17 protein-coding genes and 2 pseudogenes are annotated in these 18,649 nt (G+C 68.0%); 7 read left to right on the top strand and 12 right to left on the bottom strand.

Annotation, left to right across the window (positions count from 1 at the left end; all coding sequences use genetic code 11):
- Nucleotides 1-12: 12 nt before the first annotated feature.
- The 4 genes and pseudogenes from ABH915_RS03080 to ABH915_RS03065 all read right to left on the bottom strand — a co-directional run bounded on the left by ABH915_RS03080 (nt 13) and on the right by ABH915_RS03065 (nt 3,143).
- Nucleotides 13-438, bottom strand: coding sequence for a DUF3151 domain-containing protein (locus ABH915_RS03080; RefSeq protein WP_018776136.1), 426 nt, complete (start codon nt 436-438; stop codon nt 13-15).
- A 2-nt stretch (nt 439-440) separates the two neighbouring features.
- A complete protein-coding gene (gene fbaA / locus ABH915_RS03075; RefSeq protein WP_370117648.1) occupies nt 441-1,460 on the bottom strand; it encodes a class II fructose-bisphosphate aldolase in 1,020 nt (339 codons plus the stop codon).
- Nucleotides 1,461-1,603: 143 nt separating this feature from the next.
- A complete protein-coding gene (locus ABH915_RS03070; protein WP_370117646.1) occupies nt 1,604-2,278 on the bottom strand; it encodes a DedA family protein in 675 nt (224 codons plus the stop codon).
- A gap of 189 nt (nt 2,279-2,467) precedes the next feature.
- A pseudogene (locus ABH915_RS03065) lies at nt 2,468-3,143 on the bottom strand (TrmH family RNA methyltransferase).
- A gap of 53 nt (nt 3,144-3,196) precedes the next feature.
- On the opposite strand from ABH915_RS03065, the gene ABH915_RS03060 reads away from it, so the two are divergent.
- Entirely contained in the window at nt 3,197-4,051 is an 855-nt protein-coding gene (locus ABH915_RS03060) for an HAD-IIA family hydrolase (RefSeq protein ID WP_018776140.1), read from the top strand.
- A 24-nt stretch (nt 4,052-4,075) separates the two neighbouring features.
- On the opposite strand, the gene ABH915_RS03055 is transcribed toward ABH915_RS03060, so the two are convergent.
- The 4 genes from ABH915_RS03055 to pyrE all read right to left on the bottom strand — a co-directional run bounded on the left by ABH915_RS03055 (nt 4,076) and on the right by pyrE (nt 7,373).
- The gene (locus ABH915_RS03055; RefSeq protein ID WP_370124920.1) at nt 4,076-5,104 is read right to left on the bottom strand and encodes a thioesterase domain-containing protein; all 1,029 of its coding nucleotides are present in this window, start codon (nt 5,102-5,104) and stop codon (nt 4,076-4,078) included.
- A gap of 137 nt (nt 5,105-5,241) precedes the next feature.
- A complete protein-coding gene (locus ABH915_RS03050; RefSeq protein ID WP_370117643.1) occupies nt 5,242-5,787 on the bottom strand; it encodes a hypothetical protein in 546 nt (181 codons plus the stop codon).
- 95 nt (nt 5,788-5,882) lie between these two features.
- On the bottom strand, nt 5,883-6,692 hold the full coding sequence (locus tag ABH915_RS03045; RefSeq protein WP_370117640.1) for a GAF and ANTAR domain-containing protein: 810 nt from the start codon (nt 6,690-6,692) through the stop codon (nt 5,883-5,885).
- A gap of 96 nt (nt 6,693-6,788) precedes the next feature.
- Nucleotides 6,789-7,373, bottom strand: a complete 585-nt coding sequence (pyrE, locus tag ABH915_RS03040; RefSeq protein WP_223914541.1) for an orotate phosphoribosyltransferase — start codon at nt 7,371-7,373, stop codon at nt 6,789-6,791.
- A gap of 111 nt (nt 7,374-7,484) precedes the next feature.
- On the opposite strand from pyrE, the gene acsA reads away from it, so the two are divergent.
- From acsA to ABH915_RS03010, 6 genes and pseudogenes are all read left to right on the top strand, one after another.
- On the top strand, nt 7,485-9,395 hold the full coding sequence (gene acsA, locus ABH915_RS03035) for an acetate--CoA ligase (protein ID WP_370117637.1): 1,911 nt from the start codon (nt 7,485-7,487) through the stop codon (nt 9,393-9,395).
- A complete protein-coding gene (gene pdhA / locus ABH915_RS03030) occupies nt 9,392-10,462 on the top strand; it encodes a pyruvate dehydrogenase (acetyl-transferring) E1 component subunit alpha (protein WP_370117634.1) in 1,071 nt (356 codons plus the stop codon). The genes acsA and pdhA overlap by 4 nt, the downstream gene beginning before the upstream one ends.
- Nucleotides 10,459-11,439: an alpha-ketoacid dehydrogenase subunit beta gene (locus ABH915_RS03025; protein ID WP_370117631.1), complete on the top strand. Its 981-nt coding sequence runs from the start codon at nt 10,459-10,461 to the stop codon at nt 11,437-11,439. Before pdhA ends, ABH915_RS03025 begins: the two co-directional genes overlap by 4 nt.
- Nucleotides 11,354-11,569 (top strand): annotated as a pseudogene (locus tag ABH915_RS03020) (biotin/lipoyl-containing protein); the annotation flags it as partial. The gene ABH915_RS03025 and the pseudogene ABH915_RS03020, both read left to right, overlap by 86 nt.
- 49 nt (nt 11,570-11,618) lie before the next feature.
- On the top strand, nt 11,619-12,809 hold the full coding sequence (locus ABH915_RS03015) for a 2-oxo acid dehydrogenase subunit E2 (RefSeq protein WP_370117628.1): 1,191 nt from the start codon (nt 11,619-11,621) through the stop codon (nt 12,807-12,809).
- Nucleotides 12,810-12,822: 13 nt separating this feature from the next.
- A complete protein-coding gene (locus ABH915_RS03010; RefSeq protein ID WP_018776149.1) occupies nt 12,823-13,065 on the top strand; it encodes an acyl carrier protein in 243 nt (80 codons plus the stop codon).
- Between the two features lie 90 nt (nt 13,066-13,155).
- Here the strand turns inward: ABH915_RS03010 and ABH915_RS03005 are convergent, their stop codons facing one another.
- The 4 genes from ABH915_RS03005 to ABH915_RS02990 all read right to left on the bottom strand — a co-directional run bounded on the left by ABH915_RS03005 (nt 13,156) and on the right by ABH915_RS02990 (nt 18,581).
- Nucleotides 13,156-14,403 carry an FAD-dependent oxidoreductase gene (locus ABH915_RS03005; RefSeq protein WP_370117625.1) on the bottom strand — a complete coding sequence of 416 codons (1,248 nt, stop codon included), beginning with the start codon at nt 14,401-14,403 and terminating at the stop codon, nt 13,156-13,158.
- A gap of 146 nt (nt 14,404-14,549) precedes the next feature.
- On the bottom strand, nt 14,550-16,883 hold the full coding sequence (locus ABH915_RS03000; RefSeq protein ID WP_370117623.1) for a gluconokinase, GntK/IdnK-type: 2,334 nt from the start codon (nt 16,881-16,883) through the stop codon (nt 14,550-14,552).
- Nucleotides 16,873-18,102 carry a D-mannonate dehydratase ManD gene (gene manD / locus ABH915_RS02995; RefSeq protein ID WP_370117620.1) on the bottom strand — a complete coding sequence of 410 codons (1,230 nt, stop codon included), beginning with the start codon at nt 18,100-18,102 and terminating at the stop codon, nt 16,873-16,875. The genes ABH915_RS03000 and manD overlap by 11 nt, the downstream gene beginning before the upstream one ends.
- A gap of 32 nt (nt 18,103-18,134) precedes the next feature.
- Nucleotides 18,135-18,581 carry an MFS transporter gene (locus tag ABH915_RS02990; protein ID WP_370124919.1) on the bottom strand — a complete coding sequence of 149 codons (447 nt, stop codon included), beginning with the start codon at nt 18,579-18,581 and terminating at the stop codon, nt 18,135-18,137.
- Between the last annotated feature and the right edge of the window lie 68 nt (nt 18,582-18,649).

The following is an 18,649-nucleotide window of genomic DNA, read 5'->3' as shown; positions in this document are numbered from 1 at the left end:
TGATTGCCCGCCTCAGCCTTCGGCTTCGATGGCCGCCTTCGCGCCGGGATCGGAATCCTTCAGGAACTTTTCAATCCGCTCCGGCTCCTCGGCCTCGCCGATCGCCGCGGATGCACGGCCAAGCGAGTAGAGGGAGCGCAGGAAGCCGCGGTTGGGTTCGTGCTCCCACGGGATCGGCCCGACCCCGCGCCAGCCGTTGCGGCGCAGCGAATCCAGGCCGCGGTGGTAGCCGACCCGCGAGTACGCGTAGGAATCGATGGTGCGGCCCTCGTTCCAGGCCTCCTCGGCGAGGATGGCCCACAGGAGCGAGGACGTGGGGTGCTTCGCCACGAGGTCCACGGCTTCCTGGCCGAGCGCGAGATGCTGGTAGATCTCGCTCTCGGCAGGCAGGAGCGTGGGTTCGGGACCCATCAGGTTTTTGCGGAACTCGTCGGACATGGCTAGAAGGTCTTGCCGGTGGAGCCCAGCTGCTGGGCGGCCTCGACCACGCGGGCGGCCAGGCCGGCCTCGGCCGAAGCGCCCCAGACGCGGGGATCGTAGAGCTTCTTGTTGCCGACCTCGCCGTCGACCTTCAGCACGCCGTCGTAGTTGCGGAGCATGTGGTCCACCACCGGGCGGGTGTAGGCGTACTGGGTGTCGGTGTCGATGTTCATCTTGATGACGCCGTAGGAGACGGCGTCCGCGATTTCCTTGTCCGAGGAGCCGGAGCCGCCGTGGAACACGAGGTCGAACGGGTTGGCCTTGCCGATCTTGGCGCCGACCTGCTCCTGGATGTCCTTGAGGATCTCCGGGCGGAGCTTGACGCCGCCGGGCTTGTAGACGCCGTGCACGTTGCCGAAGGTCAGCGCCGTGATGTAGCGGCCGTTTTCGCCGGAACCGAGCGCGTCGATGGTGGCCAGGGCGTCCTCGACAGTGGTGTAGAGCTTGTCGTTGATGGCGTTCTCGACGCCGTCTTCCTCGCCGCCCACGGTGCCGATCTCGACTTCGAGGATCATCTTGGCGGCCGCGGTGCGCTCGAGCAGTTCACGGGCGATCCGCAGGTTTTCCTGCAGGGTCTCGGCGGAGCCGTCCCACATGTGCGAGTTGAAGAGGGGGTTGCGGCCTGCCTTGACCTCGGCCTCGGAGGCGGCGAGCAGCGGGAGCACGAAGCCGTCCAGCTTGTCCTTGGGGCAGTGGTCCGTGTGCAGGGCGATGTTCACGCCGTAGTTCTTCGCGACCTCGCGGGCGAACGCGGCAAAGCCGAGGGAACCGGCAACCATGTCCTTGGTGGCGGCGCCGGACCAGTAGGCCGCACCGCCGGTGGAGACCTGGACGATGCCGTCGGACTCGGCCTCGGCGAAGCCGCGGAGGGCGGCGTTCAGGGTCTGGGAGGACGTGACGTTGACCGCCGGGAAGGCGAAGCCGCCCGTCTTTGCGCGGTCGATCATCTCGGAGTAGATCTCTGGGGTTGCAATGGGCATGCTGACTCCTAATGTGAATTTCGTCTACGGGCTGGTGATCCTGGAGGGAACCTCGTCGGCTAGGAACCATCCTAGCCATTCCTGCGCCGGGGCCGTGTCTCCGGTCACGTGGGCCCTGTAACACTCGCGGGCTGGCACTTCGGTCATGGTTCCGGCCCGCCAGCGGACTGGCCGGCGCCGGCCTCGCCGCTGGCGTTGCGCCGGGCGCTGGCGTTACGCGTGGCACGGGCTTTCCGGATCCGCCACGTGATCACGGCGGCCACGACGACTACCGCGACCACCGCGGTGACGCCGCGTCCGGCAGACGTGGCTGCCGCGTCGTAGGAGTTCCCGGCCAGGTAACCGAGCAGGACAAATCCTGCACCCCACACCAGGCCGCCGGCGGCGTTGAAGGCCAGAAACTTCAGGTAGGGCATCCGTGAACTGCCAGCCAGTGCGGGCATGACGGCGCGGAAAAATGCCACAAACCGGCCCAGGAACACCGCCGACCCGCCTCGGAGGCGCAGGAATTCCTGGGCCTTTTCAAGTCTGGCCAGACGCCTGTTCATGACGTTCAGACTCAGAAGTCTCGGTCCCAGGTGTCTGCCGACCTCGTATCCGGCTGAGTCCCCGAAGATTGCGGCCAGCACGACCACGACCATCACGGACCACAAGGGCAGGACCCCGCGGCTGGCCACGACCCCGCCCAGAACCGCGGCGGTCTCCCCGGGGACAACGAAGCCGACGAAGAGGGCGTCCTCGGCGAAGACCAGCAGGCCCACGATGATCAGGGCCAGCCGCGGGTCGACATTCAGGACGGTGTCCGCAAACCCGCTCACCGGGTTTCCGCTCCCCTGCCGGACGGGACGGCCTCATCCGACGTGCAACGGTGATGTCCTCGTTTCTGGTCCACATCCTTCTCCTCGCGCGTTCGCCTTGCACCGACAGCGTCTGCTGGTTTGCGACCCAAGTCAACGGCTCGCCTGTCGGTACGGAACCCCCGGGGCCACGGACGCCTAGGAGTGGCTTTAGCCCGGGAGTTGGCCGAACACGTGGCGGCGGATCCAGGCGTGCATCGCGATCGCGGCGGCGGAGGCGGCGTTGATGGAGCGGGTGGAGCCGAACTGCTCGATCGACAGGGTGTCCAGCGCCGCTTCGTGGACTTCAGGGGTCAGGCCCGGGCCCTTCCTGGCCAAAGACCAGGACGCAGTCCCTGGGCAGTTCGTAGGTCTCGAGCGGCACCGAGTCCGGGAAGATGTCGATCCCGATGATCGCCAGCCCCTCCCCCTGCGCCCAGGCCACGAAGTCCTCAACGGTGGGGTGGTGGCGGACGTGCTGGTAGCGGTCGGTGACCATGGCTCCGCGGCGGTTCCACCGGCGTCGTCCGATGATGTGGACTTCCTTGGCGAGGAACGCGTTGGCGGTCCGGACCACGGTGCCGATGTTGAGGTCGTGCTGCCAGTTCTCGATCGCTATGTGGAAGTTGTGCCGCTTGGAGTCCAGGTCGGCCACGATCGCCTCGTGCTTCCAGTAGCGGTATTTGTCCACCACGTTGCGCCGGTCGCCGTCCGCCAGCAGGTCCGGGTCCCAGTGCTCGCCCTGGGGAACTTCGCCTTCCCAGGGTCCGACGCCGACCTCCGCCTTCGGTTCCGGCCCTTCCTCTGCGGCGGGAAGGGAAGGGGCGGGGATCTCGGGTTCAGTCACGCCTCAACATTAGACTGGGTGACAGGAAGCGGCACACTTAGGCGGAGGACAGCATGGCAGATCAGCGCGAAGAGCAGGGTACCGATTCAGACGAAGGCCGTTCATACGCCTCGATGTACCGCAGCGGCCAGGAAATCGAATGCTGGCTCACGGACATGGACGGCGTTTTGGTCCACGAGAACCAGCCCATCCCGGGCGCATCGGAGCTGATCCAGCGCTGGGTGGACACCTCCAAGCGGTTCCTCGTGCTGACCAACAACTCGATTTTCACGCCCCGGGACCTCGCGGCCCGGCTGAGTTCCTCCGGCCTGGAAATCCCGGAGGAGAACATCTGGACCTCGGCCCTGGCCACGGCCCAGTTCCTCAAAGACCAGGTCCGCGGGTCGGAATCGGGGAATCGCGCCTACACGATCGGCGAAGCAGGACTCACGACGGCGCTCCACGAGGCCGGCTTCATCCTCACCGACCAGAACCCCGACTTCGTGGTGCTCGGCGAGACCCGCACCTATTCGTTTGAAGCCATCACCATGGCCATCCGCCTGATCCTCGCCGGCGCGCGTTTCATCGCCACCAACCCGGACGCCACCGGGCCCTCGAAGGACGGCCCCATGCCTGCCACCGGGGCCATCGCGGCCCTCATCACCAAGGCCACGGGCCGGGAACCGTACATTGTGGGCAAGCCCAACCCGATGATGTTCCGGTCGGCAATGAACCAGATCGACGCGCACTCGGAAACCACGGCCATGATCGGCGACCGCATGGACACGGACATCATTGCCGGCATGGAGGCGGGCCTGCACACGGTGCTGGTGCTCAGCGGCATCACCCACCGGGACGACATCGCCGCGTACCCGTTCCGGCCGAACCAGATCCTGAATTCCGTGGCGGACCTCAAGAACCAGATCTGAGCAAAACCCCCGGAACCCAATACCTCAGAACGCGGTCTTCTTCCCGCCGCCGCCCGGCAGCGGGAAGAGGCCGTCCTGGAGGTTTTCGATGATGGGCCGGTAGATGAACGGGCTCCAGCCCGGGCTCGCGTGCTCCGGCCTCGCCCCGTCAGTGCGCAGGTCATCCGAGGCCATGTTGGCTTTGAAGGACAGTGACCAGGTGTCCCGGGCGGTCTCGTAATCCACCGTCTTGTCCCGGGGGTTGCCGATGAACGCCATCTTCGTTTCGCCCAGCTTCCCGATGAAACGGCTGGCCTCAAAGTGATAGATGTAGGCGGATTCGGACTGGATCAGCACGCTGGATGGCGCGATCGGGGACAGCTGCTCCAGCGTCTGGTCCACCACCTGGCCCCAACTGCGCTCATTCTTGTGCAGCATCCGCTCGCCGAGCTCGTAGCCGCCGCGCAGCACTGTGGGGAACCGGAACCCGCTTTCGTAGAGCAGCACCACGCCCTCGAACCAGCTCTGGTCCAGCACGTCGTGGCGGCTCGACGGGCTGGAGTCGAGGAGGATGAACGCCACTTCGACGCCGTGCAGTTCGCGCAGCCGGGCCGCCACCTGGGTTGCCACCATGCCGCCGAAGCTATGGCCGTAGAAGTAGAGGGTGGTGAGATTGTGGGCCCGGACGTGCTCGATCACGGCGATGACCACCTCGTCGATGTCCAGGCCTTCGTTGGAATACCCGACGGCGGCAAGCTGGCCCCTCTTGTTCAGGGAGCCGCGCAGGGCGTTCAGGATCCACAGGGCTTCTTCCCAGCTCGTTTTGTAGCCGGGGAACAGGATCCAGCTGGCGTGGGGGTAATACCGTTCGGCAACGTCATCGGGTACTTCGAGGATCCGGCTGGCACGCCGCTCGGCCTGCACGCGCTGCGTGAACAGCATGTCCGCCGCCAGCAGCGACGCGGACCCGGCGCCGATCAGGAACGATCGCCGGGAAACCCGCTTAAGCTCGACGGCGCGGCGGAGCATGCGGGCCTCGGACGCACCGGGGCCTCGCGGATGGTTCGGATCCATCTCGGCCGGCACATCTCTACCGTATCCACGGTTCGGCGGGGATGAGAAACCGGACCATCCGCGGTCCCGCAGGTCAGCCTGGAAGCGCGGTTGGAAGGCCGCTGGAGCGCGGTTGGCGCGCGTGGCGCCGTTGCCGGCTACGCGGGTTCGGACTCGCGGCCAACCTCGCGGCGGCTGATCTCCATGCCGATCTCGTCATAGGTCGCCAGGAGTTCCGAGCGGGCCATGTCAGCGGGATCATCGAGGAGGCCGAACACCGAGTCGCTCGCGGCGAAGAGTTCGTCGTCGGAGAACCGGGTCAGCTTCCCGGTGCCTGAGGGATCGATCGAAGCCATGAATTCCCCGGCCATGTCCAGTGTGGGCAATCCGGCGGAATCGTCGCGGTGCGCGGCCAGTTCCAGGGAGACGCCGCCCGGGGCCGGCATGCCGGCGACCTCCGAGCCGGGGGTCCCGCCGTCGATCGCGTTGAGGTCGTTGCGCAGGCCGGCCAGCGCCGAAGATTCCACAAAGGCGGCCAGGCCGAGATCGACGCGGATGTGCGAGATGATCCCCATGCGGCGAACGCGCTGGATAATTTGCATCAGGGCGGGGCGGGAGGCTTGCGTGAGGCTCCCCCGGACACTAATCCGGACGACGTCGGAGACGACATCGAGTTTGACGTGGGCTTGCAGTGTTTGGTCCATAGGTACTCCAAAGAAGGATGACTATGGCCGACGGCTCAACCGCATTCAGCGTATCCGCGCTAGTGGTCGCACACAAGTCATAGGCCGCTGCCGGTTCAGCCAGCCTGTCGCCGGCTCGGCTCTTCGTAGTGCGTCCGGGTAGCCGTTCCGCCGACGGATTGCACCAGTGAGGCGGCGATGTCGCGGAGTTTGACGTTGCCGTTGCTGGAGGCATCGGTGAGGATCCGGACCGCGGTTTCCTGGTCGCAGCGGTTCTGCGCCATGACGATCCCGATCGCCATGTCGATCACGGTCCGGGATTCGAGTGTGGCGCGCAGGTTCGTGGCACTGTCCGTGTGCAGCGAGAACCTCACTGCCAGCCGCAGCGCCTGCGAGATTTCACGGGTGTAGCCGCGGGCCCGGACCGCGACGTCGCCGTCGAATTTGTGCGGGACATCGGAGTACAGGTTCAGCGCCGCCTGGGCCTCGCCCTGGAGGTGGAACGGCACCGACAACACCGAGCGCAGGCCATGCGAGGCGACGGCGGAGGCGTAGTCAGGGCCCCAGCGGTCCTCGTCGAAGAGGTCCGGGACGTAGACTTCCCGTTCTTCCTTGGCGGCGGTCAGGCAGGGGCCCTGGGACAGGGAGTACTGGATCTCATCCACTTCGCGGGCGGAGTCGCTGCTCCACCCGATCGTGGCAGCCTTACGGTCCCGGAGCAGCGTAATTCCGCACAGCGCGTCGTCGCCGGAGCCGGCCACCTGGTGCGCGGAAAAACGCGCGAGCTCGTTCAGGAACTCTTCGAAGTCCGCGCTGTCCAGGATCAGGTTCTGGATCTGGTCGACCGTGCCCACCGAGATGTCGGCGCCCTGCCCTTCAGGGCCGCGATTCACACCGCTGTTCAGGGACTTTTCGGACGGGAGCATGGCGCGTGTTCTCCAGATAAAAGGATGGACGGGTATGGGACAAATGATAGGTCACGGCCCATACCCAGTCCACCTTTGGCGTCGGGCGCCGAAAGTCTAGCTAAGGCCCAGTTCGTCCTTGCCGAAGGCGAAGAGATACGGAACACCGGCTTCGGCCTCGATCTTTTCCTTGGCCCCGGTGTCGCGGTCCACGATCACGGCGACGGCCACCACGTTGCCGCCGGCCTTGCGGACGCCTTCGACGGCGGTCAGCGCGGATCCGCCGGTGGTTGACGTGTCCTCCAGGACCAGGACCTTGCGGCCCTCGACCGAGGGGCCTTCCACCTGGCGGCCCATGCCGTAGGACTTCTGCGCCTTGCGGACCACGAAAGCGTCCACCGGGCGGCCGGCGTCGACGGCGGCATGCATGACGGCGGTGCCCACCGGGTCCGCCCCCATGGTGAGTCCCCCGGCGCACTCGAAATCGATCCCGGCGTCCTCCATCAGGGAGAGCATGACCTGTCCGACGAGTTTGGACGCCTCGTGGTGCAGGGTGATGCGGCGCAGGTCGATGTAGTAGTCGGCCTCGGCGCCGCTGGAGAGGATGACCTTGCCGCGGACTACGGCCAGTTCCTTGATCAGTTCCAGGAGTCGGGCACGGGCAGCGGCAGCGTCGGCTGCGAAGTCACGGGTGGCAGTCATGGCTCCCAGTTTAGTGGCTGGTCCGCCGCGGATTCTAAGCCGGAACCGTGTATGTCGGTCCCGGGACCTTTTGCTCTGGGCGGCGCCGGCAGACGGGAGTCCGATGGAACCATGACGGCAGGAACCGAACCCTCCATCCGCTGGCCTGCGATCAACAAAGACATCGGCAGGTTCCGGGTGCAGCCGAATCTGGTGGACTACGACGCGATGTGCGCGGACTTCACCTGGGATGAGGGCCGGCGGGCCCTGTCCGGACTCCCCGGAGGCCGTGGACTGAACATCGCCTACGAGGCGGTGGACCGGCACGCGGCCGGCAGCGGCGCCGGCCGCGAGGCGTTGCGGTTTGTCCGGGCCGATGGCAGCACCCATTCCCTGGGCTACGCCGAACTCGCCGAACAGACCAACCGCTTCGCCGGGGTCCTGCGCGGTCTCGGCGTCGGCCGCGGGGAACGCGTCTTCTCCCTCACCGGCCGCGGCCCCGCCCTGTACGTCGCGGTGCTTGGCACGTTCAAGAACGCGAGCGTGTTCTGCCCGCTGTTCTCCGCGTTCGGTCCCGAGCCGGTGCGGCAGCGCCTCATGCTGGGCTCCGGCCGGGCGCTGGTCACCACGCGGGCGCTGTACCGCAAGAAGATCGCCCAGCTGCGCGGGCAGCTCCCGGAGTTGCGCCACGTCCTGCTCATCGACGCCGACGGCGATCCCGAGCCCGGAACTCTGGACCTGGCCGCCCTCATGCGCCAAGCCCCGCCGGACGGGGAGATCGCGGCCACCCAGCCGGAGGACATGGCCCTGCTGCACTTCACGTCCGGCACCACCGGCACTCCGAAGGGCGCGATACACGTGCACGACGCCGTGACCGCCCACCACGCGACCGGCACCTTCGCCCTGGACCTGCACCCCGGAGACGTCTACTGGTGCACGGCCGACCCGGGCTGGGTCACGGGCACCTCGTACGGCGTGATCGCACCCCTGAGCCACGGCGTGACGGCCATCGTGGACGAGGAGGAAATGGACGCCGACCGGTGGTACCGGATCCTCGACGAACAGCGGGTCACCGTCTGGTACACGGCACCGACGGCCTTGCGCATGCTGATGAAGGCCGGGGCCGACCGCGCCGCGGGCCACGACCTGTCCGCCCTGCGCTTCGTCGCCAGCGTCGGCGAACCGCTCAACCCGGAGGTGGTGGTGTGGGGGCAGGAGGCTTTCGGCCAGCCGGTGCACGACAACTGGTGGCAGACCGAAACCGGCGGCATCATGATTTCGAACTATGCCGCCACCGAGATCCGGCCCGGTTCCATGGGCCGGCCGCTCCCCGGCGTCGAGGCGGCCCTCGTGGCCCGGGCGGCGGACGGCACGCCGGTCATCCGCGACGGCGAAGCGGTGCTGGTCACGGCGCCGGACACGATGGGTGAACTGGCCCTCCGGCCCGGCTGGCCCTCCATGTTCCGCGGCTATCTGCACGAGGAGGAGCGCTACCGCCGCTGCTTCGCGGGCGGCTGGTACCTGACCGGGGACCTCGCCAAACGCGACGCCGACGGCTACTACTGGTTTGTCGGCCGGGGCGACGACGTCATCAAGTCCTCGGGGCACCTGATCGGGCCGTTCGAAGTGGAGAGTTCCCTCATGGAGCACCCGGCCGTGGCCGAGGCCGGCGTGATCGGGGTTCCGGACCCGGTGGCCGGCGAGGTGGTCAAGGCCTTCGTCGAGCTCCGCACCGGTTGGGAACCGTCCGGGGAACTGGCGCTGGAGATCATCGGCTTCGCCCGCAAGCGGCTGGGCCCCGCCGTCGCGCCGCGGCTGCTCGACTTCACGACCGCGCTGCCCAAGACCCGCAGCGGAAAGATCCTCCGGCGCCTGCTCAAGGCCCGCGAGCTCGGCCTGCCCGAGGGTGACACCTCCACCATCGAGACGCCCCCGGCCCCACCAAACCCAAGCCCGCCCCACGTCGAACAGACCAGCCCGGATCAGGCCAGCCCAGAACACGCCAGCACGGGGCACGCCGGCACCGAACAGGCGGCGAAATGACCGGCCCTGCAGGCGCGCGCGGAGGCACTGTGGACGCGGCCCACGGCCGGCACCTGCTGCTGCAGATGGTGCGCGTCCGCCAGCTCGAAGAGAAATGCGTCGAGCTGTACAGTGCGGCCAAGATCCGCGGCTTCCTGCACGTCTACATTGGCGAGGAGGCCGTCGCCGCCGGCGTCCTCGCGTCGTTGGGACCGGAGGACGCCGTGGTCGCGACGTACCGGGAGCATGGGCATGCGCTGTTGCGGGGCGTATCGGCCGGGGCGATCCTCGCCGAAATGTACGGCTACGTTGAAGGGTGCTGCCGCGGCCGGGGCGGGTCGATGCACCTGTTCGATGCCGCCACCCGCTTCTTCGGCGGCAACGCGATCGTCGCCGGGGGCCTGCCGCTCGCCATCGGCCTGGCACTGGCCGACAAGATGGCGGGGCGCTCCAATGTCACGGTGTGCTTCTTCGGCGAAGGCGCGGTGGCCGAAGGCGCATTCCACGAGAGCATGAATCTGGCGGCCCTGTGGCAACTGCCCGTGCTGTTCTGCTGCGAGAACAACCTCTATGCCATGGGTACCGCGCTGGCCCGTTCCGAATCGCAGACGGACATCGCCCTCAAGGCTGCCGGGTACGAGATCGCCGCGTGGGCCGTGGACGGCATGGACGTCCTGGCCGTCGAGGAGGGTGCACGCCGCGCGGTGGACGCCGTCCGCTCCGGCGGCGGACCGCACTTCCTGGAGCTGCGGACCTACCGTTTCCGGGCCCACTCGATGTTCGATCCCGAACGCTACCGGACGAAGGACGAGGTGGCGCGGTGGATGGAACGGGACCCGATCACGCTGCTGCGGACCGCGCTGGAGTCCGCGGGCCACCTCTCACCCGCCGAGTGGGAGCAGCTACAGGCGGACGCGCAGGCGGAGATCGCGGCCGCCGTCGAGTTCGCCGAGGCCGGAACCCCGGAACCGGTGGAGGAACTGACCCGCTTTGTCTACAGCGAGCGCGGGACCGGAGACGGCGCGGACGAAGCCACTGGCGCGGACGCAGCCGGGCAGCCTGCGGGGAAGGCAGCCGGGGCGCCATGAAATCCAGCTACCGCGAAGCACTCCGGGCGGGCATCCGCGACGCTTTGATCCGCGACGAACGCGTGTTCCTGATGGGCGAGGACGTGGGCGCCTACGGCGGCTCGTTCGCGGTCAGCCTGGGCCTGCTGGAGGAGTTCGGCCCGGGCCGGATCCGCGATACCCCGCTGTCGGAATCGGGATTTGTCGGCGCCGGGATCGGGGCCGCGCTTGGCGGCATGCGCCCGATCGTGGAAATCATGACCGTCAATTTCAGCCTTCTGGCCCTGGACCAGATAGTGAACAACGCCGCCACCTTGCTGCACATGTCCGGCGGGCAGTTCCACGTACCGCTCGTGATCCGGATGACCACGGGGGCGGGCCGCCAGCTCGGCGCCCAGCACTCGCACAGCCTCGAGGGCTGGTATGCGCATATCCCGGGCCTGCGGATCCTCGCCCCGGCTACCCTCGAAGACGCCCGCGGCATGCTGTGGACGGCCCTCCAGGACCCGGATCCCGTGCTGATCTTCGAGCACGGCTCGCTATACAACGTCCCCGGTGAACTGGCCAACGACGCCGGCCCGGTGGACATCGTCACGGCTGCCATCCGGCGCCCTGGCAACGACATCTCGCTGATCACCTACGGCGGGACCCTTCCCATCGTGCTCGACGCCGCAGAGCAGCTCGCGGCGGAGGGGATCGACGCCGAGGTACTGGACCTGCGCACGCTCCGGCCGCTCGATGACGCCGCCATCCTGGCTTCCGTCGCCCGGACGCACCGGGCCGTCGTGGTCGACGAAGGCTGGCGCAGCGGCAGCCTGTCGGCCGAGGTAAGCGCACGGATCACCGAGCAGGCGTTTTTCGACCTCGATGCGCCGGTGGGCCGGGTCTGCAGCGCCGAGGTGCCAATCCCCTATGCCAAGCACCTCGAGCTGGCTGCGCTGCCTTCCGCGGCAAGGGTCGTGGCCGCGGCCAAGACGGCGGTGGCCGCCGGTGGGTGACTTCCTCATGCCCTCGCTCGGGGCGGACATGCAGCACGGCAAGCTGGTCGAATGGCTCGTCAAGCCCGGCGATTACGTGCGCCGCGGCGACCTCGTGGCGGTCGTGGACACGGACAAGACCGTCATGGACGTGGAGTCCTTCCAAGAGGGCGTCGTGGCAGACCTTTTGGTGGGCATCGGTGAAAACCGTTCCGGTGGGAACCCCGCTGGCCCGGATCACCCAGACCCCTGCGGAGGTCGGGTCTCCGGCGCACGAGGCGCCCACACCGCGGGCGCCCACGAAGGCCCACGCGGTCAAACCGCAACATCCGGAAGCGCCCGGCCCTGCCCTAGGCCCCCCGATCGCGCCACCGGTGCGGCATTTGGCACACCGGCTGGGCGTGGACACCGGAAAGATCCAAGGCACCGGCAAAGACGGCGCCATCACCCGAGCGGACGTGGAACACGCAATGGCGGCCGGTGGCACAAGCAGGGTGCGTTCCTCACCGCGGGCCCGGCGGCTCGCGGCGGAGCTCGGGATCGGGCTTTCGACCGTGACCGGCACCGGTCCGGACGGTGCCGTGACAGTGGCCGACGTGCAGGGCGCTGCAGCCAATGTTCCAACGCCGGGTCCCCCGGAGCCCGGTCCCCCGGAGCCCGGTCCGGTCGCATCCGCGCCGGAATCGCCGGCCAAGGGGAGGGCGCCGGCAGAGGAGGCCCGCGAGCGGGTGACCAGCCTGCGCCGCGCCATCGGCGCCCTGATGACGCGCTCGAAGCAGACCATCCCGCACTACTACCTCAGCACCACGCTGGACCTGCGGGCCGCCGTTGCATGGATGCAGTCCGTCAACGCGCACCGGCCCGTGGCCGCCCGGCTGGTCCCATCGGCGCTCCTGCTCAAGGCCGCGGCACTCGCGGCAAGGGATGTGCCCGAGGTCAACGGCTTCTATGACGACGGCGGGTTCCGGCCCAGCGCGGCGGTGCACTTGGGCGTCGCGGTGGCCCTGCGCCGGGGCGGCCTGGTGGCCCCCGCGATCCACGACGCCGAGACCCTGCCCCTGGACGTACTGATGGAGCAGCTGCGGGATCTCGTCAGCCGGGCCCGAGCCGGGCGACTGCAGCGCGCCGAGATGGCCGACCCGACTCTGACCGTGACCAACCTCGGAGATCTCGGCGTGGACAGTGTCTACGGCGTAATCTACCCGCCCCAGGTGGCCATGGTGGGCCTCGGCCGCGTGATGGAACAGCCTTGGGCCGAGAACGGGCTGCTCGGGGTCCGGTACGCTGCCATCGCCACGCTCTCGGCAGACCACCGGGTCAGCGACGGACTGCGCGGCGCCCGCTACCTCGCCCGGATCAACGAGCTGTTACAGGAACCTGAGCACTTATGAGACCGGAGGAACCATGAACGAACAGGACGCCCGGGCGGCGGTGCACGCCGCGATCGGCGAGGTGGCACCCGACGTCGAGTTTGACGACGTCGACGAGGACGCCCGGCTGCGCCAGGACCTGGAACTCGATTCGCTGGATTTCCTGCGGCTCGTGGAAACCATCGACAAAGCCACCGGCGTGGACATTCCCGAGCGCGACTACCCTGCGGTCGCCACCGTCAAGGGCCTGATCGGCTACCTCACGCAGCACGGCTGACCCCTATCCGCTGCTCCGTAGACGCCCTATTGGAGGCTCGAAAGGGCGGTTACGGAGCAATCGACGGGGTGAGGCCGGCGCCCTGTGCGGCTAGGGCTGCGGCTGGGGTTCGGCACGCCGCGCGAAGGCCGGTGCGTGCTCGGGGCGCGGACCAAAGGCGATGAAGCGGGGAATGATCGTGCGGAACGCCGGAACGTGCCGGGCGAAGAAGAGTGCCGCGGCCGGAAATTTTGTCCGCTTCCCGGTCAGGATCGGGCCGAAGATCGCGTGTTGCATGAGCCGTTGGACGCTCTGCACAATGACGGTGGGCAGCCGGCGCCGTCGTTCGACTTTCTCCAGGTCTGCCGTGGTCACCCGGCCCCGGAGCAGCGCGGGGGCAAGGTACTCGGCGGCGGCTGCCGCGTCCTGGATGGCGAGGTTGATTCCGACGCCTCCGGCCGGGGACATCGCGTGCGCGGCGTCCCCGATGAACAGCAGCCCGTTGATGTGCCACGAGTGCAGCCGGTTCAGGCGCACGTCCAGCCAGTGGAGGTCATCGAGGGATGCGATGGCGTCAACCCGGTCCGCAAGGTCCGGGCGGAGGGCCGCGACCCGCCGTCGGAAGCCCTCGACGCCTTCTGCCCGGATCCGGGCGTCGGCGCCCTTGGCGGCGAGGTAGCCCATTTGGTAGTAGTCGTTGCGGAACAGGGCCAGCAGCGCCTCGCCGGGGCCGAACGCCGGCACGAGCCCGGCCACCTCACCCGTTTCGGAGGGATAACGGGGCAGCCTGAACCACCAGGTGTCGAAGGGCACCGGGAACTCCTTTGGCGCCAGCCCGGCCGCGGTGCGCAGCACGGAATGGCGGCCGTCCGTGGCAACCACCAGGTCGGCCAGGAGTTCGTCCTGCGTGCCGTCGGCGGTCCGGAAGCGGACTCCGCGGACGCGGCCTCCGTTGCGAACCAGGCCCGTGGCGGTGTGGCTCATGAGTAGCGTGAACCCCGGCTCCTGGGCCGCGGCGTCGGCGAGGAAGCTCAGGAAATCCCATTGCGGCATCATGGCGATGTAGTTGTACGGCGGCGGCAGGGCGTCAAAGTCGCCCATGGTCACGGCCGCCCCGCCCGGGACCGGGAAAACGACATTCTTCAGGCGGCTCTGCGGCAGCCGGCGGAACTCCTGGCCGAGTCCGAGTTCGTCAATGAGCCGGATGGTGGACGGGTGCACGGTGTCGCCGCGGAAGTCGCGCAGAAAATCGGCGTGCTTCTCCAACACCGTCACCCGCACCCCGGCCCGTGCCAGGAGCAAGCCCAGCATCATCCCCGCAGGTCCACCGCCCACCACCGCGCATCCGGTCTTCTCCATGGCCCCACGCTACGCCTGCGAGGGGTGCCGCGGGAGGGGGTTTTCGCGCCGGTTTCGGGCGTCCGCGGCGCAAAATACCCTGCGCTACCGGAATCCCCGTAGCGCAGGGTATTTTGCGCCGCGTCAGGTCAGGAACGCAGCGTGGTTCAGAGCCGGGTGTCGAAGGAGTCGCAGAAGACGTTCTCGTTGAACGTGCCCTGGAACTCCGACTTGCCCTGGATCTTCTCGATCGCGGCCCGGATGGCTGCCGGCGTGCCCGCGTGGGCGTGGATGGCGGTCTTGACCATCGGCACGTCAATGAGGTGGTTCGGCTGGTTGAGCGAGACGAACACCGTGGGGACCTCGGTGGTGTACCAGGGGATCTCGGCGGCCATCGGCGTGGACCACTTGATCCGGATCGCGGCCTCCTGCGCGAAGCCCTTCACATTGGCGAACACGAACGCGGCATCATACTTGTCCGCGTAGTCCCCGGTGGCTTCCTCGGAGATGACGGACATGAAATTCACGCCTTCCTCCCCTGCCGCCTTGCGCTGCGCCGCCGTCTTGAAGAGGTGCACCTCAAAACCGGCCCGTTCCAGTTCCCCGGCCACCACATCGAGGTAGGCCAGAGGATCCGCCATGGTGAAGTCCGCGCCGCCGGAAATGCCGTACAGCCGGATCCGCTTGTGCGTCTGCGGGGTGATGGGCAGGTTCTGCGCAGTGTCCTTCACCAGGGTGACGGTCTTGTCCGCAACCTCGGCGGCGATGGCCAAATGCGCCTCGCTGCCGATCCGTGCCAGCGCCTCCGCCGGCGGAACCAGGGCCTCCCGGGACTTGAGGTGCAGTCCGAGCGAGGCCTTGAGGGCCAGGATCCGGCGCAGGGCGTCATTCAGCCGCGCCTCGGTGATGATCCCGGACTTGTAGCCGTCCAGCATGTACCCGAAGTCCTCGGCCGGGTTCCGGAAGAACAGGAACATATCGCACCCGGCCGCAATGGTGGCCGGGACCAGCTCGCTGCGCTTCATGGCCTGGGTGAGGCCGATCATCTGGGACGCGTCGGTGAGGATCAGCCCGTTGAAGCCGAGCTCGCCGCGCAGCAGGTCCTGGAGGAGTTCCGGCGCCAGGGTCGCGGGCAGGATGTCCTGCGCCGCAAGGCCGGGGCGGAAATGCCGTGACAGGTCCGGCGCACCGATGTGCCCGACCATGATGGACTGCACGCCGTGCCCGATCATCTCCCGGTACACGTGCCCGTAGGTCTGGTTCCACTGCTCGTAGCCGAACGTGTTGTAGGACGTGACCACGTGCTGGTCGCGTTCGTCCAGGCCGTCACCGGGGAAGTGCTTCATGGCGCACACTGTGGGCGATTCGCTGATGCCGTCGAAGTACTCCTTGGCCCGTTCCACCACGATTTCCGGGGTGTTGCCGAAGGCCCGGGTGGAGATGACGGTGTTGCGCCAGTTGTAGTGGATGTCCACGATGGGCGCGAAGGCCCAGTTGCAGCCCAGCGCGGCTGTCTCCACCCCGGCAACGCGTCCCATCTGGCGGGCGATGCCTTTGTCCGGGTGCGAGCCAGCCTGCAGGTGGGTCGAGACGAACGTCCCGTCGTCGCAACTGCCGGCGCCGCCCATTTCGGGGTTCGACGCGATCAGCAGCGGCACCCGTGTCTTGGACTGCGCGTAGCGGATGTGTTCCTGTACCTCGGCCGACGGCCCCGGCCGGTACCGCATGCCGCCCACGTGGTACTGCTCCAGGACACCGTCGAGGTATTCCGGGGAGTAGTCGTTGTTGTGGTTGATGAACAGCTGGCCGATCTTTTCCTCGTCCGACATGGAGCCGATGGTGGACTCCACCCACGCAATCGCGGCATCGTCGAGGTTGAACGGTGCGGCCTTCAGGTCCACCAGGAACCGGGTGGCCCCGTCCTGCAGCCCGTCAAGGGCCGCAACGGTGTCGTCAACGATCTGGTTCACTGGCCTGGCGATATCCACTACAACACTCGCTTCGTCGGTTTGGAGTTCTTCCAGGGTTTCCAGCTGCGAATCCAGCAGCGAGAGCGGCATAAAGTGCCCGGGACGCGCGGCCATACGGCTGCTGAGCAGTTCCCGGGTCCCGTGCAGGTGCACGAACACCACGGAGGAGTCCCCGCTGCGGATGATGTCGCGGTAGGAACGCTTGAGCGCGCTGCACGCGATGACCAGGCCGGAGTCCGACGCCGCGAAGCGCCTGCCGATCTCGGCCAGCCAGGGTGCCCGGTCGTCGTCGTCCAGCGGGGTACCCGAGGCCATCTTGTCGATGTTCGACTGCGGGTGCAGCGAGTCGCCGTCGAGGAATTCCGCGCCGAGACGGTCGGCGATGGCCGCGCCCACGGTGCTTTTGCCGCAGCTGGTCACGCCCATCACCACGAGGTGGCGGCGGCCGGGACCGGCGGGCTTTAGCTCACCGGTCGTGGCCGGGTCACCGGTCGTGGCCGGGGTACTTTTCATGGCCGGATCACCAGTCATGGACGGTGCCGTCGACGAGGCGGTTGTAGGGCAGGTAGGCCTGCTGGTAGGGGAACGCGGCGGCGGCTTCTTCGTTGAATTCGACGCCGATGCCGGGCTTGTCGCCCGGGTGCAGGTAGCCGTCGGTGAACGTCATGGATTGTTCGAAGACCTCGTTGGTCGCCTCCGAGTGCTGCATGTATTCCTGGATCCCGTAGTTGTGGATCGCCAGGCCCACGTGCAGCTGCGCGGCGAACCCGACCGGGGAGATGTCGGTGGGGCCGTGGAAGCCGGACTTGATCTGGTACTGCGCGGCGTAGTCCATGACCTTCTTCAGCGGGCTGATCCCGCCGAAGTGCGTGGACGCGGCCCGGACGTAGTCGATCAGCTGTTCCTTGATCAGGGCCTGGTAGTCGTAGACGGTGTTGAAGATCTCCCCGATCGCCAGCGGGGTGGTGGTGTGCGCCCGGACCAGGCGGAGGGCTTCCTGGTTCTCGGCCGGGGTGCAGTCCTCGAGCCAGAACAGGTCGTAGGGTTCCAGCGCCTTGCCCAGCTTCGCGGCCTGGATCGGGGTCATCCGGTGGTGCCCGTCGTGCAGCAACGGGATTTCCGGGCCGAACTCGTTCCGGACCGCCTCGAACACGCCCGGCAGGTGGCGGAGGTAGGCGCGGGTGTCCCAGTCCTCTTCCTGCGGGAACGCGCCGCGCCCGGCCGGTTCGTAGTCGTACCGCTCCCCGGAGGCCTGGGCCTGGGCCGCGACGCCGTAGACGGCCTTGATCCCGGGGACCGCGGTCTGGATCCGGATCGACTTGTACCCGAGCTCCAGGTGTTCGCGGACCGAGTCGAAGAGCGAGGGCAGGTCCGCGCCGGAGGCGTGCCCGTAGGCGCGCAGCCCGTTCCGGGACGCCCCGCCCAGGAGCTGGTAGACCGGCATCCCGGCGAGCTTGCCCTTGATGTCCCACAACGCCATGTCCACCGCGGCGATCGCGGCCATCGTGACCGGCCCGCGGCGCCAGTACGAGGACCGGTACAGGAACTGCCAGGTGTCCTCGATCCGGTGCGGGTCCTTGCCGATCAGCAGCTGCGCGACGTGCTCCTTCAAATACGCGGCCACGGCCAGCTCGCGCCCGTTCAGGGTCGCGTCCCCGATCCCGGTCACACCGTCCTCGGTGGTGATCCGCAAGGTCACGAAGTTCCGGGAGGGGCTGGTGACGAACACTTCAGCGGCAATGATTTTCACAACAGGTCCTTATCTGCTCTAACGGGGATGTCTTAATTGCCCGGCACCAACGGCGCCGCGCCGGGCGAAACGGCGGGGGCGGCGCCGTCGGAATCGGAGGGCCGGTCGCCGGCCGACGATCCGTCGCCGCCGGTGCGGCGGGCCTGGATCTCGGTGAGGATCCGGGCGTGCATGGTGTCGGTGAGCGTGTACTTGGCCATGACGATCACGGCCAGGATGGTCATGACCGCCGGCAGGGCGCCGGCGGCGAGCTGGATGCCGAAGACGGCGTCGGGCGTCTGGACGGCGCCGGACTTGTAGCCGCCGAGGGCCAGGGCGTAGGCCGCGAGCGCGCCGCCGACTGCCTGGCCGGTCTTGCGGGTGAAGGAGAACAGCGCGTATGTGATGCCCTCGGTGCGGACGCCGGTCTTCCATTCGCCGTATTCGACCGTGTCGGCTTCGAGGGCCCACACCACGATGTTGACTGCGAGGACGCCCACGAGGCTGACCACCAGGCCGGTGAAACCGATCCAGACCTGGCTGGGCCGGGGTGAAGAAGACGACGGCG

The organism is Arthrobacter sp. MW3 TE3886, assembly GCF_041262145.1.
Taxonomy (GTDB): domain Bacteria; phylum Actinomycetota; class Actinomycetes; order Actinomycetales; family Micrococcaceae; genus Arthrobacter.
This window is presented reverse-complemented; position numbering and strand designations above follow the sequence as displayed.

What these genes read in the sequence shown, in the direction of transcription:
- ABH915_RS03005 (WP_370117625.1), bottom strand. Translation starts at nt 14,403, where the DNA reads ATGGAGAAGACCGGATGCGCGGTGGTGGGCGGTGGACCTGCGGGGATG.
- pyrE (WP_223914541.1), bottom strand. Translation starts at nt 7,373, where the DNA reads ATGACTGCCACCCGTGACTTCGCAGCCGACGCTGCCGCTGCCCGTGCC.
- ABH915_RS03025 (WP_370117631.1), top strand. Translation starts at nt 10,459, where the DNA reads ATGAAATCCAGCTACCGCGAAGCACTCCGGGCGGGCATCCGCGACGCT.
- ABH915_RS03055 (WP_370124920.1), bottom strand. Translation starts at nt 5,104, where the DNA reads ATGGATCCGAACCATCCGCGAGGCCCCGGTGCGTCCGAGGCCCGCATG.
- ABH915_RS03045 (WP_370117640.1), bottom strand. Translation starts at nt 6,692, where the DNA reads ATGCTCCCGTCCGAAAAGTCCCTGAACAGCGGTGTGAATCGCGGCCCT.
- pdhA (WP_370117634.1), top strand. Translation starts at nt 9,392, where the DNA reads ATGACCGGCCCTGCAGGCGCGCGCGGAGGCACTGTGGACGCGGCCCAC.
- ABH915_RS03080 (WP_018776136.1), bottom strand. Translation starts at nt 438, where the DNA reads ATGTCCGACGAGTTCCGCAAAAACCTGATGGGTCCCGAACCCACGCTC.
- ABH915_RS03060 (WP_018776140.1), top strand. Translation starts at nt 3,197, where the DNA reads ATGGCAGATCAGCGCGAAGAGCAGGGTACCGATTCAGACGAAGGCCGT.
- acsA (WP_370117637.1), top strand. Translation starts at nt 7,485, where the DNA reads ATGACGGCAGGAACCGAACCCTCCATCCGCTGGCCTGCGATCAACAAA.
- ABH915_RS03010 (WP_018776149.1), top strand. Translation starts at nt 12,823, where the DNA reads ATGAACGAACAGGACGCCCGGGCGGCGGTGCACGCCGCGATCGGCGAG.
- fbaA (WP_370117648.1), bottom strand. Translation starts at nt 1,460, where the DNA reads ATGCCCATTGCAACCCCAGAGATCTACTCCGAGATGATCGACCGCGCA.
- ABH915_RS03050 (WP_370117643.1), bottom strand. Translation starts at nt 5,787, where the DNA reads ATGGACCAAACACTGCAAGCCCACGTCAAACTCGATGTCGTCTCCGAC.
- ABH915_RS03000 (WP_370117623.1), bottom strand. Translation starts at nt 16,883, where the DNA reads ATGACTGGTGATCCGGCCATGAAAAGTACCCCGGCCACGACCGGTGAC.